Source organism: Brevibacterium sp. JSBI002, from assembly GCF_026013965.1.
Lineage (GTDB): Bacteria > Actinomycetota > Actinomycetes > Actinomycetales > Brevibacteriaceae > Brevibacterium.
Genome location: NZ_CP110341.1, coordinates 523,621 through 539,394, shown reverse-complemented (window position 1 = coordinate 539,394; position 15,774 = coordinate 523,621). Strand labels below are relative to the sequence as shown.

General features: G+C 64.5%; 13 protein-coding genes and 1 pseudogene. 7 read left to right on the top strand and 7 right to left on the bottom strand.

Annotation, left to right across the window (positions count from 1 at the left end; all coding sequences use genetic code 11):
* Positions 1 to 7: 7 nt before the first annotated feature.
* Positions 8 to 253: pseudogene (locus tag LJ362_RS02285) on the top strand (C4-dicarboxylate transporter DctA); the annotation flags it as partial.
* 701 nt (positions 254 to 954) lie between these two features.
* Complete coding sequence (locus tag LJ362_RS02280; protein ID WP_264800558.1) at positions 955 to 1,530, top strand: peroxidase-related enzyme; 576 nt, start codon at positions 955 to 957, stop codon at positions 1,528 to 1,530.
* A gap of 8 nt (positions 1,531 to 1,538) precedes the next feature.
* On the opposite strand, the gene LJ362_RS02275 is transcribed toward LJ362_RS02280, so the two are convergent.
* From LJ362_RS02275 to LJ362_RS02265, 3 genes are read right to left on the bottom strand one after another with little or no spacing between them, the layout of a single operon-like run.
* Entirely contained in the window at positions 1,539 to 2,177 is a 639-nt protein-coding gene (locus tag LJ362_RS02275) for a TetR/AcrR family transcriptional regulator (protein WP_062860745.1), read from the bottom strand.
* 35 nt (positions 2,178 to 2,212) lie between these two features.
* Positions 2,213 to 3,412: an acyl-CoA dehydrogenase family protein gene (locus LJ362_RS02270; RefSeq protein ID WP_264800556.1), complete on the bottom strand. Its 1,200-nt coding sequence runs from the start codon at positions 3,410 to 3,412 to the stop codon at positions 2,213 to 2,215.
* Positions 3,413 to 3,416: 4 nt separating this feature from the next.
* Positions 3,417 to 4,220, bottom strand: a complete 804-nt coding sequence (locus LJ362_RS02265; RefSeq protein ID WP_264800555.1) for a TIGR03084 family metal-binding protein — start codon at positions 4,218 to 4,220, stop codon at positions 3,417 to 3,419.
* A gap of 173 nt (positions 4,221 to 4,393) precedes the next feature.
* Here LJ362_RS02265 and LJ362_RS02260 point away from each other — a divergent pair, with 173 nt between their 5' ends.
* Complete coding sequence (locus LJ362_RS02260) at positions 4,394 to 5,293, top strand: SDR family oxidoreductase (protein ID WP_264800554.1); 900 nt, start codon at positions 4,394 to 4,396, stop codon at positions 5,291 to 5,293.
* Between the two features lie 13 nt (positions 5,294 to 5,306).
* On the opposite strand, the gene LJ362_RS02255 is transcribed toward LJ362_RS02260, so the two are convergent.
* Together LJ362_RS02255 and LJ362_RS02250 are read right to left on the bottom strand one after the other, a co-directional pair.
* Positions 5,307 to 6,992 (bottom strand): AMP-binding protein, encoded by a 1,686-nt coding sequence (locus tag LJ362_RS02255; protein WP_264800553.1) that lies wholly within the window; start codon positions 6,990 to 6,992, stop codon positions 5,307 to 5,309.
* Positions 6,993 to 7,066: 74 nt separating this feature from the next.
* Entirely contained in the window at positions 7,067 to 8,215 is a 1,149-nt protein-coding gene (locus LJ362_RS02250) for an acyl-CoA dehydrogenase family protein (RefSeq protein WP_264800552.1), read from the bottom strand.
* A gap of 184 nt (positions 8,216 to 8,399) precedes the next feature.
* On the opposite strand from LJ362_RS02250, the gene LJ362_RS02245 reads away from it, so the two are divergent.
* The 4 genes from LJ362_RS02245 to LJ362_RS02230 are packed head-to-tail and all read left to right on the top strand — an operon-like array spanning position 8,400 to position 14,741.
* Complete coding sequence (locus tag LJ362_RS02245; RefSeq protein WP_264800551.1) at positions 8,400 to 10,238, top strand: acyclic terpene utilization AtuA family protein; 1,839 nt, start codon at positions 8,400 to 8,402, stop codon at positions 10,236 to 10,238.
* Positions 10,238 to 11,833, top strand: a complete 1,596-nt coding sequence (locus tag LJ362_RS02240; RefSeq protein ID WP_264800550.1) for an acyl-CoA carboxylase subunit beta — start codon at positions 10,238 to 10,240, stop codon at positions 11,831 to 11,833. Before LJ362_RS02245 ends, LJ362_RS02240 begins: the two co-directional genes overlap by 1 nt.
* Before the next feature lie 8 nt (positions 11,834 to 11,841).
* On the top strand, positions 11,842 to 13,962 hold the full coding sequence (locus LJ362_RS02235) for a biotin carboxylase N-terminal domain-containing protein (protein WP_264800549.1): 2,121 nt from the start codon (positions 11,842 to 11,844) through the stop codon (positions 13,960 to 13,962).
* Positions 13,959 to 14,741 carry an enoyl-CoA hydratase-related protein gene (locus tag LJ362_RS02230; RefSeq protein ID WP_264800548.1) on the top strand — a complete coding sequence of 261 codons (783 nt, stop codon included), beginning with the start codon at positions 13,959 to 13,961 and terminating at the stop codon, positions 14,739 to 14,741. Before LJ362_RS02235 ends, LJ362_RS02230 begins: the two co-directional genes overlap by 4 nt.
* A 35-nt stretch (positions 14,742 to 14,776) precedes the next feature.
* Here the strand turns inward: LJ362_RS02230 and LJ362_RS02225 are convergent, their stop codons facing one another.
* Together LJ362_RS02225 and LJ362_RS02220 are read right to left on the bottom strand one after the other, a co-directional pair.
* The gene (locus LJ362_RS02225) at positions 14,777 to 15,409 is read right to left on the bottom strand and encodes an RES family NAD+ phosphorylase (RefSeq protein WP_264800547.1); all 633 of its coding nucleotides are present in this window, start codon (positions 15,407 to 15,409) and stop codon (positions 14,777 to 14,779) included.
* 13 nt (positions 15,410 to 15,422) lie between these two features.
* Complete coding sequence (locus LJ362_RS02220; protein ID WP_264800546.1) at positions 15,423 to 15,731, bottom strand: antitoxin Xre/MbcA/ParS toxin-binding domain-containing protein; 309 nt, start codon at positions 15,729 to 15,731, stop codon at positions 15,423 to 15,425.
* Between the last annotated feature and the right edge of the window lie 43 nt (positions 15,732 to 15,774).

The following is a 15,774-nucleotide window of genomic DNA, read 5'->3' as shown; positions in this document are numbered from 1 at the left end:
ACAGGCGGGCGTCATCGTCGGCATCGACAAGTTCATGTCCGAGTGCCGTGCGCTGACGAACTTCACCGGCAATGCAGTGGCTACCCTGCTCATCGGCAAGTGGACGAACGAGATCGACATGGACCAGGCCCGCGCCACCCTGTCGGGTGACAACCCGTTCGATGAGCTCTCGCTCGAACCGGTTGCGCATGGTGCGTCGACCAGCGCCGAGGCGGTTCGCCCCGCTGAAGGCGAAAAGGTCGGCGTGAGCTGACCTGCGCCCGCCCCACAGCCACCACGGGTGCCGATATCCTCACCGTGAGGACGTCGGCACCCGTGGTGTTTTGTCTCTCCTCGCCGAGGCGGACTCAGACGAGCGGCCCCTCAGGCGTCTCGCCATTTCTTCGAATCGCACACCGAGATCTCGTCTGCAGTCACGGCAAGAAGCAATGTCGGCACATGCCCGCAACATATCAAGGATTGTCTCCCAATAGCGTAGTTCCGTCAGATGACACATCACGGTTCAGGAGGAAACACATGAGGATTAAGAAAGCAGTCGTATCCGCTGCCCTGGCGATCGGGCTCGCCTCAGGGACAGTCCTAGCGGCGTCGCCGGCGCAGGCCGCCAGCTATGGAATGACTTATCCGAGTCAAGCACACTGCATGGGCGGTACCGCGGCGTCCTTTGGGAATTACGTCGCCAAAGGATACAAAGTTAAGATCAAGGAGCATTGTAATTATCACAAAATCGGAAAGAACCCCGCGTACTGGTACAGCCTGATCGAATACACCAGGTGACGAAAGATGCGCTCCCAGGCGGCGTGACGCATTGCCGACGGGTGCTGTTCAGACGTTCAGCCTGAACAGCACCCGCACAGCTTCGTCTTCCCTCGCCGAGGCGGCCCTTTCGTGAAGATCAATCCCTCACTGTGATTCAGGGCTCGTGTTCGGGTCAAGGTGCGTTAGCCTGCGAATATGAGTGAAGAACAGAAGATCTCGTTCCTGCCCGTCCCTGACCGTGATGACGTCCCCGAAGCCGTCACGAAGCTGTGGGACAAATCAGAAGAAGCGATGGGCTTCGTTCCCAACGTCTTCCGCACCCAGGCACTCAACAGCGACCAGTTCCTCGCCTGGTGGAAGTACTTCAACCTGTTGGTCAACAAGGACGGCTACCTCAGCAATGCCGAACGCGAGATGATCGGCGTCGTCGTCAGCGGCATCAACGGATGCACCTACTGCGCCGTCTCCCACGGAGCAGTCCTCCGCGAATTCTCCCAAGACCCGGTCACCGCGAACCTCGTCGCGATCAACTGGCGCCAAGCCGACCTCAGCGAACGTCAGCGTGCCATCGCCGAATACGCCGATCTGCTGACGAAGGCTCCGGAAACAGTCGAAGAAGACGACCTCCAGCCGATGCGCGATGCCGGCCTGGACGATCACGAGATCATGGAAGCCGTCCAGGTCATCGGCATGTTCAACATGACCAACCGGATCTCCAGCGCGCTCGGCTTCGTCCCCAACACGGAGTACCACTCACAAGCTCGGAAGTGAGCGCTCGTCTACTCGTCTGAGTCGAGCTGCTTGATCGAGCGCATCTCTCCGGCCCAGAACTTCGCAATCCTCTTCCGCCGAGCCGAGTCGTCGCTGAGCAGATCCGCAAGTCCCAGACCGCGTGCGAGGTCGAGCGTCGTCTGGATGAAACGGTGAGTCCGCTCATCGGAGACATCTGCATTGAGGAACGTCACCGTCTGATCGTAGATCCCGCGTGCGAACTTGTTCTCCAACGGCCGGATCCGCTCCTTGAGAGTCGGCTCGGAAGCGCCCACCGACCAGATCTGCAGAGCCGCCTTGAACACGTCGGACGCGTAGTACTCAAGAACCTTCTCGACGATGAAGTCGAAATCATCGCCCTTCGTCGGAGCCGCATCGACCCCGAGAACCCCCTCCTGCTTCTGCTCATCGAAGATGAAGTCGATGGCCGTGAGGAAGAGATCTTCCCGCTTGGGGAAATGATGCTGCAGAGCGCCCCGGCTGATCCCGGTCCGCTCGGCGACCAGCGTCGTCGTCGTGCCATGCCACCCGAACTCAGCCAGACAGCTGATCGTCGAGCGCAGGATCCGGTCGCGTGTCGCCCGACTCCGATCCTGTTTGGGCATATTGGCAGTCCGTTGCTCTGCTGACGAAAGCGATGTGGTCATAGTCATCCATCCTAGGCATATCCCGAATCAGTGATTCAGGAGGTATAGCCGAGCAGTTTTCCGGCCAGGGTCGTCAATATCTCAGAAGTCCCTCCGCCGATGCCGAGGATCCTCGTATCCCGATAGATCCGCTCGACCTCCGACTCGGAGATGTACCCCATCCCGCCGAAGAGCTGCACGGCCTGGCTGACCGCCCATTCGGCGGTCTCGACGGAGGTGTTCTTCGCAAAGCATGCTGTGGCCACGAGATCCAACCCCGTGTCTCCGCAGCTGGAAGATGACTGTCCCGCCTGGGCTTCGTCCCATCGCAGCGCGGTCCGCCTCGTGTACTCCCGGGCGACGTCGATGCGACGTGCCATGTCCGTCAGCGTGGCCTGCACAGTCAGTCGCGAGATGAGCGGCTCGCCGAATGTCTCCCGGTCCCGGCACCACTGCGCGGAGAGATCAAGGGCCCGCTGCGCTCCGGAATAGGCTTGTGCGGCCAGGACGAGTCGCTCGGCGACGAAGGCGTGAGAGATGTACGCGAAGCCGGCATCGACCTCCCCGATGAGGTTCTCGGCAGGCACTCGCACGTCGTCATAATGCAGCTCAGCGGTATCCGAGGCATTCCAGCCCATCTTCGACAGCTTGCGGCTCACGCTGAACCCCGGGGTCTCGGTCGGGACGACGATGAGCGAGATTCCCTTCGCCCCGCGTCCTCCCGTGCGCACCGCAGTGACAACGAAATCTGCCCGTGCGCCCGACGTGATGAACGTCTTCGCCCCATTGATGACGAAGTTCTCACCGTCACGTTCGGCTGTGGTCCGCAAACCCCCGACATCTGAACCGCCACTGGGCTCTGTGATGCCCAATGACCCGATGAGCTCTCCGTCGATAGTCGGGCGCACATATGTGTCGATGAGTTTCTGCGACCCGGCGTGGATGAGATGCGGCAGAGCGATCCCACACGTGAACAGCGAGGCAAAGACGCCTCCCGACATCCCGGCTTCATGGGCCGCCTCGGTGATGGCGACATTGGCCCGTTGCCCGCCGCTGCCGCCTCCGACTTCCTCGGGGAAGGGGGCACCCAACAGGCCGAGTTCGGCAGCCGTGCGGTGCAGCGAACGCGGCAGCTCACCAGCTTCTTCCCATTCGTCTTGAGTGGGCAGGACGTCGCGGTCGACGAAGCGCTTCGTCGTCTCGCGCAGTGCTCCGAGTTCCTCGTCGTCGGCGACGCGTTGGTCGTAGCGGTTCACGGTCTCAATTCTCCGTTCCGGTCGCGCGCTCTCCTGCCGAAGGCCCCTTCGTCGGCGGCCCGGCGAAGGCCTGAGCGATGCTCATCCACTGCTCGGAGACGGGACCGACCGCAGTGAGATCGACATCGTCGAGATGGCGGCGCTGGGTGACGACGGCGGCGAATCCCCACGCGGAGCCTGTGACCCGGTTGGCCGCCTCGGCGGGACCGAATTCAATCTGCCCGTCGGGCAGGCTCAGCTCCACCCGAACCTCCTCCCTCGGGGCGTCGAGACCATTGCTGACGAAGGAGAATCCGCGGGTACGATCGCCGATCCGAGCGACCGCGGCCAGGGCAGGACCGGCCGGCTTCGCGAGACCGAGAGTGTCGAAGACGTCGAGGCCATGCGCCCAGGTCTCCATGATGCGCGCGGTGATCATCGTCATCGGCCGCATCGGCGGACCGAACCACGCGATCTTCTCCGCCGGATCGGCTGCGGCGAGCGCATCGCTGAGACGCGTCCGCCCGTCCCGCCACTCCGCGAGGAGGACCTCGGCCGGCTGGGCGGCGATCTTCCGCGCCTCGGTGTCGATGAAATCTGAACTGTCACCCGCGGCGACCTCTTTGACCAGTGCGTCGAAGGCGGGATCCTTCGTCGCGGTCTGCACGGAGACGAGGTCGGTCCAGTGCAGATGAGCGACCTGATCGGCGATCGACCAGCCCGGTGACGGCGTCTGAAGACTCCACTTCTCGGGGTCGAGATCGGCAAGGACAGCGTCGAGCTCCCCCGATTCCTGTTCGAGCATGGCCAATGCGGACGATATCTCCATTGCGTACCTCCGGATCGAGAATTAAGCGAACCAGTTCAGGCCGGTTCTGCCGGGCGTATGGGGTCAAGAGTGTCACAGCCCAACTAAACAATCAATCGTGAATGCTTTTCTCTGGAGGCGATCCTAGGCTGGTGACAACCGGACGAACGGGCACAGCCGATCGGAGACCACAGATGACCACGTACCACTCCCCTTTCCGTGAGGACACCCTTGAGGGCAAACGCATCCTCATCACCGGCGGCGGGTCCGGACTCGGCGCCGAAATGGCACTCCACCTCGCCGAACACGGCGCCGAGGTGCACCTGTGGGGCCGCCGCGAATCAGCGCTCGCCGAGACCCAGGAACGGATCCACGCGACAGCACCCGACCGTGTCCACTATCAGACGGTCAACATCCGCGAGGCCGACTCGGTCGACTCTGCTATGGAGCATCTGTGGAACGACCATGGCCCACTCACCGGGCTGATCAACAACACGGCCGCAAACTTCATCGCCCCAGCAGAGTCGATCAGCCCCGACGGCTACGAGGCAATCGCATCGACAGTGATGGACGGCAGCTACTTCACCACCCACGCCGCCGATCGCCGCTGGATCGCATCCGGACTGCCCGGCACGGTGCTCTCGACACTGGCGTCCTGGGTGTGGACAGGTTCGGCCTATGTGGTGCCCTCGGCGATGTCGAAGGCCGCAGTGGATGCGATGACGAAGTCACTGTCCGTCCAATGGGCCAAGCACAACATCCGTCTCAACGCCGTGGCGCCCGGCCCGTTCCCAACCGACTTCACCTGGCAGGTCCTCGGAGCAGACAGCCCCGCCGATGCGCTCAGCAGCGAAGCCGGGATGCCGATGGGCAGACCGGGAAAGATGAGCGAACTGACGAACCTCGTCCTCTTCCTCATCTCCGATGCCGCCGACTACCTGACCGGCCAGACCATCTCCATCGACGGAGCACAGATGTACGCGGAGCCGGCCACCTTCGCGTCACTGACGGCGATGTCCGAGGACGACTGGGCGCAGGCTCAGGCTGCCGCGAAGAAAGCGACTGCGCCGTCGAAAGCCGAACGCAGAGCCTGAGCCGTCACAAACCTCAGAACTGATCGCGCAGGATGTTCTTGCGGATCTTGCCCGTCGAGGTCTTCGGCAGGGCGTCGACGAACTCGACCCGCTTCGGGGCCTCCAGCCTGGAGAGTCGCTCCCGGGCAAAGGCGAGAATCCCCGCTTCCACCTCGGCGGCGATGGCCTGCCGCTCCTCCGGTGTGGATTCGTCGGCAGAGGGCACCTTGTCGCTGAGGACGACCGCGGTCACGGCCTCGCCCCAGTGCGCATGCTGCGTGCCGATGACGCTGCATTCGACAACACCAGGGGCATCGGCGACGATGCGTTCGACCTTCATCGAGGACACGTTCTCCCCTCCGGTCTTGATGATGTCCTTCGTCCGGTCGGTGAACCATACGACGCCCTCGTCGTCCATGTAGCCGATGTCTCCGGAGTGGAACCATCCGTGACGGAACGCGTCGGTGTTGGCATCGGGACGATTCCAATAGCCTGCTGTGACATGCGGCCCGCGGTAGACGATCTCGCCGATCTCGCCGGGTGGCAGCAGATTGCCGTCGAGGTCCATGATGCGGGTGCGCACCGTCGGCGACGGCACTCCCCACGACGCGTTCTTCCCGTGCCGGTGCTCCGCCCGCTGGAACGTCGTGGCTGGAACGACCTCGGTCTGCCCCGAGCCGAGGACCTTCCGTGCATTCGGCATCATCTCGTCCATGCCCGCGAGCACGCGTTCGGGCATCTGCGCCATCGCATACATCGCCGTCTCGATCGAGGACAGGTCCCTGGCGCTGCGTTGCTGTTCGGCAACGAGGGCCGCCCACATCATCGGCAGACCCGTGAAGACCGTGACCTTCTCCTGCTCCATCGCGTCGAGCACTCTGACCGGGTCGAAACCGTGCTGAACGACGAGGGTGCCGCCCATGAAGAGCACGGGCTTGGCCAGAGTGTTGAGTCCGGTGACGTGGAACAGGGGCAGGCACACGAGCATGGTCCCGGGGTTCTCACCCCAACCTGCACCGATGAGGATCGCGTTCGACATCACCCCGGTGACGATCGCGCTGTGCGTGGCCAGCGCGCCCTTCGGCCGGGCCGTAGTCCCCGACGTGTAGAGGCACTGCACGACATCGTCGCTGGAGATGATGAGCCGCAGTTCGGCCTCGACCGGTGTGGCCAGCAGATCGGTGAGGACCAGCGTCCGATATCCCCCGTCTGATCCCCTCGCCGAGGCGGCACTGGGCTTTTCGTCCTCCCCCGCCGAGGCGGTGGCGCCGGTATCCCGGACAACAACCGTGGAGACCTTCGCTCCTGCGGCGATGGCCGCATCGAGCAGCGGCAGCATGGCGTCGTCGACGACGACGGTCCGCGCCTCGGCGTCGTTGAGGATCCAGGCGATGTCGTCCGGCGTCAGCGCATAGTTGATCGGCAGCACCACTCGTCCGGACTTCGCGATGCCGAAGTACACAGGCAGGAATTCGTAGGCGTTGGCGACGATGACGGCGATCGGCTCACCCTGGGCGGGCGCATCGGGCTGGTCGATGAGACCGCGGGCGACCGCCTCGGCGTCGTGCTCGAGCTGGGCATAGGTGAACCGGCGGTCACCGTCGACGACGGCGATTTTGTTCGGGTGTTTCTCGGCGGATCGGGTCAGCGCATCGCCGACGGTGTTCCTTCGGGCAAGATTGAGATCAATGGGATCGATGGCAGCTGTTTCTGGTCTCATGACATCCTCTTCTTTGGGGAGATCGGTGCGCAGCCGGGCGGCTGCTGGTTATGAGTGCTGCGGTGCTTCAGACTTCAAATTTTGAAGCCGTCGAGGCGGGCGAGGACCTGGAGCATGACCTCGTCGGCGCCTCCGCCGATCGAGGACAGTCGTGCGTCGCGGAGGAAGCGGGCGGTCCAGTTCTCCTCCATATAGCCCAGTCCGCCGTGGAACTGCAGGGCGGTGTCCGCAACATTGCGGATGAGTCGACCGGCGAAGAGCTTGCCGACGGTGGCCTCGCGGGTGATGTCCTCACCTGCGTTGTAGAGACGGCACATGCGTTCGTTGAGCGCGCGCATCATCTCGACATCGGCGGAGAGCTCGGTGAGTTTGAACACTGGGTACTGCCTGGAGGCCAGCGGTGCGCCGAAGGCCTCACGCGTCTTCATGTATTCGCGCGTCTTCTCCAGCGCCCATTCGCTGGCGCCGACGGCGGTGAAGCAGGCGGAGAGGCGTTCGATGACGAACTGCTGCATCTGCTGCTGGAATCCGCGCCCGATCTCACCGATCGTATTCGACACCGGGACCCGCACATTCTCCAGCCGGAGTTCGACGGTGTCCGACGACCGGTTGCCGAGCTTGTCGAGCTTGCGCGCTACCTCGAAGCCGGGCAGGCCGGCGGGCACGATGATCTGCGACATCCCCCGGTAGCCGCCCTCGTCGGAGGTGCGCACGAGCATGCAGAACCAGTCGGCCTGCACGCCGTTGGTGATGAAGATCTTCGATCCGGAGATCACCCAGTCGTCCCCGTCGCGGTAGGCCTTCGTGCCCAGAGTTGCGACATCAGAGCCGGCTCCCGGTTCGGTCACCGCGATCGCGGCCACCATCTCACCGTTGATCGCCGGACGCAGGTACTTCTCCTTGAGCTCGGCGGAGCCGAAGCGGCCCAATGACGGGGTGGCCATGTGCATCTGCACGTTGATCGCCATCGAGATGCCCGCGGTGTTCGCCCGCCCGAGCTCCTCACCGAAGATCATCTGGTACTCCATCGGCGCATCCTCGCCGCCGTTCTCGACGGAATGGCCGAGCCCGAGGTAGCCCTGGGCCGCGACCTTCGGGAACAGTTCGTGGGCGTCGAAGGCGCCCGCCCGTTCCCATTCGTCCATATATGGCACGATCTCCCTGTCGCAGAAGGCTCGCACGCTTGCACGGAACTGTTGGAGCTCGTCGGTGTTTTCGGCCATCGATGTCCCTCTCACGTCGTCGTCGTTCGCGTCGGGCAGGCCCCGACCGCTTGGAGATACAGGTCACATTAATCGCTCAAAACAAAACAAGCAAGCGTGATTGATTGTTCTTGATTTGTGTGCCAGCATGAGGTCCACACCCCTCCTATCCAAACCTGTGGGAAGGCAGTTGATGATGGAGTCCGTGACCACCCGGGATACGGCCGCACGCGGCGGCCCGACCTTGAGAATCGGCAATGCCTCCGGCTTCTACGGCGACCGGTTCGCCGCCTTCGACGAAATGGTCCGTGCCGGCGTCGATGTCATCACCGGCGACTATCTGGCCGAGCTGACGATGCTCATCCTCGCCCGACAGAAGGCCAAGGACCCGGAATCCGGCTATGCCCGCACCTTCCTGTCCCAGCTGACGAAGTCTCTTGAGGCCTTCGCCGCCACCGGTGCTCGCATCGTCGTCAATGCCGGCGGAATGAACCCGCAAGGACTCGCCGAGGCGGTCCGTCAGGTCGCGTCGAACGCCGGAGTCGACCTGTCGGTCGCCCATGTCGACGGTGATGACATCACAGATCGCAGCACCGAACTCGGGCTCGGGCAGCCGCTGGCGGCCAACGCCTACCTCGGCGGGTTCGGCATCACCGCAGCGCTGAACTCCGGTGCCCGCGTCGTCGTCACCGGTCGTGTCACCGATGCGGCCCTGACCACGGGTGCTGCCGCCTGGTATCACGGTTGGGGTCGGGAGGACTTCGATGCTCTGGCCGGGGCCATGGCCGCCGGTCACGTCATCGAATGCGGAATGCAGGCCACCGGTGGAAACTTCTCCTTCTTCACCGAGATCGCCGACATGACCCGGCCGGGCTTCCCCATCGCCGAGGTCGCCGCCGACGGCAGCACCGTGATCACGAAAGCAGAGGGAACCGGTGGTGCCGTCACCGCGGAGACCGTCCTCTCCCAGCTGCTCTACGAGGTGGCCGGGGCCAGGTATCCCGGCCCCGATGCGACACTGCGCCTCGACACGATCACGGTGAGCGACCTCGGCGAGGATCGGGTGGCTCTGACGGGAATCCGCGGTGAGGCCCCGCCGCCGGATCTCAAGGTCTCGGCCACGGAGATCGGCGGGTTCCGGCAGGAACTCACCGCGCTGCTCACCGGCCTCGACATCGAGGCGAAGGCCGAAGTCATCCGTGCCCAGTTCGATCATGCTCTGGCCACCGCAGGCCTGCCCGAACCCGAGCAGGTCGAATGGACGCTGGCGCGCACCGATCACACGGACGCCGCCGTGCAGGAGGAGGCGACAGCCCGGCTGACCATCGTCGCCCGCGACACCGATCCGAAGGTCGTGGGCCGGAAGTTCGCGAACGTCTTCGTCGAGATCGCCCTCGGCAGCATTCCCGGGATCTTCTTCACCGCCCCGCCCGCGGAGGCCTCGGTCTACGGACGCTACCGCCCCGAATTCGTCCCCCAGTCCACGCCGACCCACCAGGTCCATCATGCCGACGGATCGACCGAGGTCATCACCCCGCCGGCGGCCACCTCGGCGCTGGTGCCCACTGACCTCGACGAGCACTCCCCTGCCGACCCGGAGGCAGCCACCCCAGCTGAGCCTTCCCCGGCCAACCCCTCCCCGACCGAATCCGCCCCGGGCACCTCCACCGAGGCGGTCCCACTGGGCCATCATTTCGGTGCCCGCAGCGGCGACAAGGGCGGAACGATCAACGTCGGCATCTGGGCGCGCTCACAGGCCGGCTGGGACTGGCTGCGCCAAGAGCTCACCAGCGCCCGACTGCGTCAGCTGCTGCCCGAATTCGCACAGTACGACATCGACCGCGTTGAGCTGGCCAACCTGCGCGCGCTCAATTTCGTCGTCCATGGGGCGCTCGGCGAAGGGGTGGCCTTCGGTGCCCGCTTCGATGCCCAGGCCAAGGGCGTGGCCGAATGGCTGCGCAGCCGCTATGTCTCACTGCCCTCCGAGGTCACTGCCGCCAACGGCCTCGACGTTCATTTCACCCACGACTTTGGAGCTCACTGATGACTCTGTTGAAGAACACGATCGACACCGACTCTCCTGAGTACCAGGACGGTGTCAGCGCCATGAACGACAAGCTTGCGGAGATCGACACGGTCTTCGAACAGCTCGCCGCTGCCGGTGGGGAACGTGCCGTGGAGCGGCACCGCAAGCGCGGCAAGCTCACGGCCCGTGAGCGCATCGAACTGCTCCTCGACCGGGACACCGCGTTCCTCGAACTCTGCGCCTTCGCGGCTTGGGGGTCGGACTTTCCCGTCGGGGCGAGCGTCATCGGCGGAATCGGTACGGTCTCGGGGGTCGAATGCGTCATCATCGCCAACGATCCGACGATCGCCGGCGGCACCTCGAACCCGTTCACGCTGAAGAAGCAGCTGCGGATCATGGACATCGCGCTGAAGAACCGCATCCCCTTCATCTCGCTCGTCGAAACCGGTGGGGCGAACCTGCCGACGCAGAGTGAGATCTTCATCCCCGGCGGCGACTCGTTCCGTCGCCTGGCCGAAATGTCGAAGGAAGGCATCCCGACCGTCTCTATCGTCTTCGGCAACTCGACGGCAGGCGGTGCCTACCTGCCGGGTCTGAGCGATCACATCATCATGATCGAAGGCCAGTCGAAGGTGTTCCTCGGCGGTCCGCCACTGGTCAAAGCCGCAACCGGTGAGGTCAGCGACGACGAGTCCCTGGGCGGTGCGGACATGCATGCCCGCAAGTCTGGTCTGGCCGATCACTTCGCCCGCGATGAGCAGGATGCTCTGCGCATCGGCCGCCGCGTCGTCGCCCGCCTCAACCACACGAAGGAAGGACCCGCACCGGCCCCCTCGGTGCCGCCGATCCACGATGAGGAAGAGCTGCTGGGCATCGTCCCCGCCGACCTCAAGATCCCCTTCGACCCGCGCGACGTCATCGCCCGCATCGTCGACGGATCGGACTTCGACGAGTTCAAACCGCTCTACGGCTCCGGGATGGTCACCGGCTGGGCCCGCATCCACGGCTATCCGGTGGGCATCATCGCCAACGCCAAGGGCGTGATCTTCAGCGAAGAGGCACAGAAGGTCACTCAGTTCATCCAGATCGCCAACCGACAGGCCACTCCCCTGCTCTTCCTCCACAACACGACCGGATACATGGTCGGCGCCAGATACGAGGAAGGCGGCATCATCAAACACGGGTCGATGATGGTCAACGCCGTGTCCACTTCGACTGTCCCGCACATCTCCCTGCTCATCGGCTCCTCCTACGGGGCCGGCCACTACGGTATGTGCGGTCGGGCCTTCGATCCGCGGTTCCTCTTCACCTGGCCCTCGGCGAAGTCCGCGGTCATGGGTGGGGCGCAGCTGGCCGATGTCGTCACCTCGGTGGCCAAGGCCTCGGCCGAAGCCCGCGGCAAACCCGTCGACCTCGACGCGCTGGAACACCGGAGGGCCGCAACGGAGAAGCAGATCGAAGACGAATCGCTGCCGCTCTTCCTCTCCGGTCTCGTCTACGACGACGGGATCATCGACCCCCGCGACTCCCGCACGGTCCTCGGACTGTCGCTGTCGGCCATTGCCAACGGGCCGATCGAGTCCGACCGCTCCTACGGAATCTTCAGGATGTGAGTGCCCGAATGAATGCTCAGACCACCACTCGACCGATCACCCGGGTCCTCGTGGCCAACCGCGGCGAGATCGCCCGCCGTGTCTTCGCCGCCTGCCGTGCCCGAGGGATCGGCACCGCCGCCGTGTTCTCCGACGCGGATGCCGATGCTCCCTTCGTCGCCGAGGCGGACGTCGCTGTGCGTCTGCCCGGCCTGACCCCGACGGACACGTACCTGCGGTCCGATCTCGTCCTCGATGCCGCCCGGAAGACCGGTGCCGATGCCATCCATCCCGGCTATGGGTTCCTGTCCGAGAACGCGGACTTCGCCCGCGCCGTCATGGACGCGGGGCTGACATGGATCGGCCCGGACCCCGATTCCATCGTGCAGATGGGCTCGAAGGTCGAATCGAAGCGGCTCATGGACGAGGCCGGGGTGCCGATCCTCAAAGAGCTCGACCCGGATTCCATCACCGACGATGAGCTGCCCGTCCTCGTCAAGGCCTCGGCCGGCGGCGGTGGACGCGGAATGCGCGTCGTTGAGAAGCTCGAGGACCTGGCCGAAACCGTGGCCTCGGCCTCGCGGGAGGCCGCGAGTGCCTTCGGTGATCCGACCGTGTTCTGCGAACGCTATATTCCGACCGGCCATCACATCGAGGTGCAGGTCTTCGGCGATCGGGCCGGCAATGCGTGGGCCGTGGGCGAGCGCGAATGTTCGATCCAGCGTCGGCATCAGAAGATCATCGAGGAGGCGCCGTCTCCTCTCGTCGAACGCCACGGTGCGGACATGCGTGAGCGTCTGTTCAAGGCGGCTCGGGACGCAGTCACTCGCATCGGCTACGTCGGTGCGGGCACCGTGGAGTTCCTCGCCGATGCCGACGGTTCGTTCTTCTTCCTCGAGATGAACACCCGCCTGCAGGTCGAGCACCCGGTGACTGAGTGCACGACCGGCCTTGATCTTGTCGGTCTGCAGCTCGACATCGCCTCCGGCGGTGAACTGAACGGTGAGGAGCCGACAGCCATTGGTCATGCCATCGAGGTGCGCCTCTATGCGGAGGATCCGGCCGCGGACTGGGCTCCGCAGGCAGGAGCGGTCCGCGAGTTCTCGGTTCCCGGTGTCAGCACCCAGTTCACGAACCCGGAGCAGGGGACGCCCGCGGTGCGTCTTGACGCCGGCATCGAGTCCGGGGACGTCATCTCCACGCACTATGACCCGATGGTCGCGAAGATCATCGGCTCCGCCCCCACCAGGCAGGCCGCGGCTCTCGTCCTCGCCTCCGCGTTGGAGCGGATGATCTGGGACGGGCCGGTGACGAACGCGGATCTGCTCGTCCGGGTGCTGCGTGAGGATGACTTCCTCGCCGGGGACACCGCGACGTCCTATCTGCCCGAACACCCCGAGGTGTTCAAACCTCTTGCCGATGAATCCGAGAAGAAGATCGCTGCGATCGTCGCGGCCGCGTCTGCAGCCGCAGCCGTGGCTGCCGGTTCTCCTTCGGGACCCGATGCCGTCGTTGTCACCGGTGAGCCGGAAACCGCGGAGCAGGCCTTGGCCCAGTCGATCGCGGAACAGGTTCCGCGTCCCCGCATCGGCGGGTGGCGGCTGTTCCACCCGGATTGGCGCAGCCGCACCTACGTCATCGGTGAGGACGAATTCACCGTCGAATACCGGCAGCGTCGAGAGCGCTGGGAGGTCAGCGCCACCTCGGCGCCGGAGAACGAGGACGTCACCATCGTGTCCGCAACGGCAGAGCTGGTGCGAGTGCGCGTCGACGGGGTGGAGCGTCGTTTCAGCGTCTCACGGTCGGGACGGCGCGTCGTTGTCGCCGGCTCAGAGCGGTCGCTGACCTTGGTCGAGGCGGAGCGGTTCACCGATCCGCAGGCGGTCGTCGCTCCTGGCAGTCTGCTCGCTCCGATGCCCGGCACGGTCATTCGCGTGGGCGCGCAGGTCGGCGACACCGTGAACCCGGGGCAGAAGATCATCTGGCTCGAAGCGATGAAGATGGAGCACTCGATCACGAGCGATGCTGCGGGTATTGTCGAGGAACTGCGGGTGAGCGAGGGCGACCAGGTTGACGTCGGTGCGCTGCTCGCGGTCATCGCCGACGAGGATGCGGCGGATGCGAAAGAGGCGGAGGCTGCGCAAGCATGAGTTCTGTGAAGTATGAGGTCGAGGGGTCGACGGCGACGTTGACGCTGGACAATCCGGATAACCGCAATGCCATCAATCAGGCTCTCATCGACGGCATCGCCGATGGGCTCGAGCGGGCGAGTGCCGATGAGGCGGTGCGCAGCATCGTGCTCACGCATACGGGCACGGTCTTCTGCGCTGGAGCTGATCTCAAGGAGCAGTCAACGACGGTTCAGGGTAAGGATCGGCCGGCGAATGCGGCGGTGGCGAATTCGGTCATCCGTGGGCTGCTGACCTGCCCGAAGCCGGTGATCGCGGCGGTCCACGGCCATGTGCGGGCCGGCGGGATGGGGTTCGTCGCAGGGTGTGACTTCGTCGTCGCCGGGCCCAAGGCTTCGTTCGGTCTCACCGAGGTGCGCATCGGCGTGGTGGCTGCGATGATCGCTCCGGCGGTGCTCGCTCGAATCGATGACCGGACCGCGGCGGACTGGCTGCTGCGGGCACGGACGATCAGTCCGGCTGAGGCCGCTGCGGCAGGTTTCGTCACTCAGGCCGTCACCGAGGCGGACGACAGTGTCGATGCGGCCGTCGAGGAGATCTTGTCCGACCTGCGCAAGGCGGCACCGGCGGCGTTGGCGGCGTCGAAGGAGATCGCGAACCGGCGGGTGCTGGAGAGCATGGATGACCATGAGGCGGAGATGATCGAGCTCTCGGCGAAGTTCTTCGCCGGCGCCGACGCTCAGGCGGGGATGAAGGCGTTCCTGGGCAAGCAGACTCCCCCGTGGGTTGTCGAGCGGTGACAATCCACTGACGTAGCTGGTGCCGGCTTCAGCGGTCAGTCTTCGGGCGGTTCGTCGATGATCTCGAACTCATCCAGGTTGCCAGGGTCGACGATGTCGATCGCCATGTCTTCGACGACCGCACGGAGAGTCTTCTGTTCATGGACTTCTCCCGTGGCAGCTCCCGCCGGGCCGAATACGGCAGGGGCTCGCGCATCGGCGCCCGGCGAGAATCGAGGGTGATACCAGATGCCTTCGAATCCGGATTCGTGCAGCTCTTGGGCCCACTGGCGGGAAACCTCATATGTATCCATCGAGCACAGCCCAACTGCGCCCGCGAGCGGGAAAGCTTCGTTGCTCGAGACATGTGCTGCCACGATGGTCTCTGGCAGGGTCAGACTCGAGACGACTCTGCCACTGAGGAACGTGGCTGCGACAACGCCAGACCGGGCTGAATCGGGGCCGATGCTCTCGCGCGCAGCGAAGTCGTCGCTGCTGGCCAGATAGCACGTTCCCATCGGCTCGGAGAGGTTGAACCGGCCGTGCCCATCCGAGGCGAAGAACCACGGCTCGTGCTTTTTCCGATGCCCCCTCCTCCACCGTGTGCCGGCCTGAACCAGGCGCGCAGGGAAAGCGCTCAGATCTTGGCTGGGATGTGGTGGACGCGGTGCAACGGTTTCTCTATTCATTCTTTGGCAGGGGTCAGGCAGACCAACGGGATGCGCTTCGCTTGGCCATTTCTTCAGCCAGGTCGCCCTCGCCGGAGTCGAGGAGTTCGAGTGGCGTTCGGTCCGCTGCTTCGTTCAATGGTGTGCGAAGCCACTGAGCGATTGCGAACGCATCGGCAGAACCGCGCAACAGATTGACGAGGTGCAGCACGTCCCGACGAACCAGATTGCCGTCGAACTGAAAAGCAGGAAACAGATTCTGCCCCTGCACTTTCAACGCGAAGAGATTCGCTTCGGCCACTTTCTTGCTCACGGCAGCACGGGTGATATCCCACATTGCCATCAGGGACCGAGTTGAGTATACGGGGCCGATGATTCTGCCCAGT

Coding starts and splice junctions, on each gene's coding strand:
- LJ362_RS02230 (WP_264800548.1), top strand. CDS start 13,959: ATGAGTTCTGTGAAGTATGAGGTCGAGGGGTCGACGGCGACGTTGACG.
- LJ362_RS02225 (WP_264800547.1), bottom strand. CDS start 15,409: ATGAATAGAGAAACCGTTGCACCGCGTCCACCACATCCCAGCCAAGAT.
- LJ362_RS02250 (WP_264800552.1), bottom strand. CDS start 8,215: ATGGCCGAAAACACCGACGAGCTCCAACAGTTCCGTGCAAGCGTGCGA.
- LJ362_RS02265 (WP_264800555.1), bottom strand. CDS start 4,220: ATGGAGATATCGTCCGCATTGGCCATGCTCGAACAGGAATCGGGGGAG.
- LJ362_RS02220 (WP_264800546.1), bottom strand. CDS start 15,731: ATGGCAATGTGGGATATCACCCGTGCTGCCGTGAGCAAGAAAGTGGCC.
- LJ362_RS02275 (WP_062860745.1), bottom strand. CDS start 2,177: ATGACCACATCGCTTTCGTCAGCAGAGCAACGGACTGCCAATATGCCC.
- LJ362_RS02260 (WP_264800554.1), top strand. CDS start 4,394: ATGACCACGTACCACTCCCCTTTCCGTGAGGACACCCTTGAGGGCAAA.
- LJ362_RS02255 (WP_264800553.1), bottom strand. CDS start 6,992: ATGAGACCAGAAACAGCTGCCATCGATCCCATTGATCTCAATCTTGCC.
- LJ362_RS02280 (WP_264800558.1), top strand. CDS start 955: ATGAGTGAAGAACAGAAGATCTCGTTCCTGCCCGTCCCTGACCGTGAT.
- LJ362_RS02240 (WP_264800550.1), top strand. CDS start 10,238: ATGACTCTGTTGAAGAACACGATCGACACCGACTCTCCTGAGTACCAG.
- LJ362_RS02235 (WP_264800549.1), top strand. CDS start 11,842: ATGAATGCTCAGACCACCACTCGACCGATCACCCGGGTCCTCGTGGCC.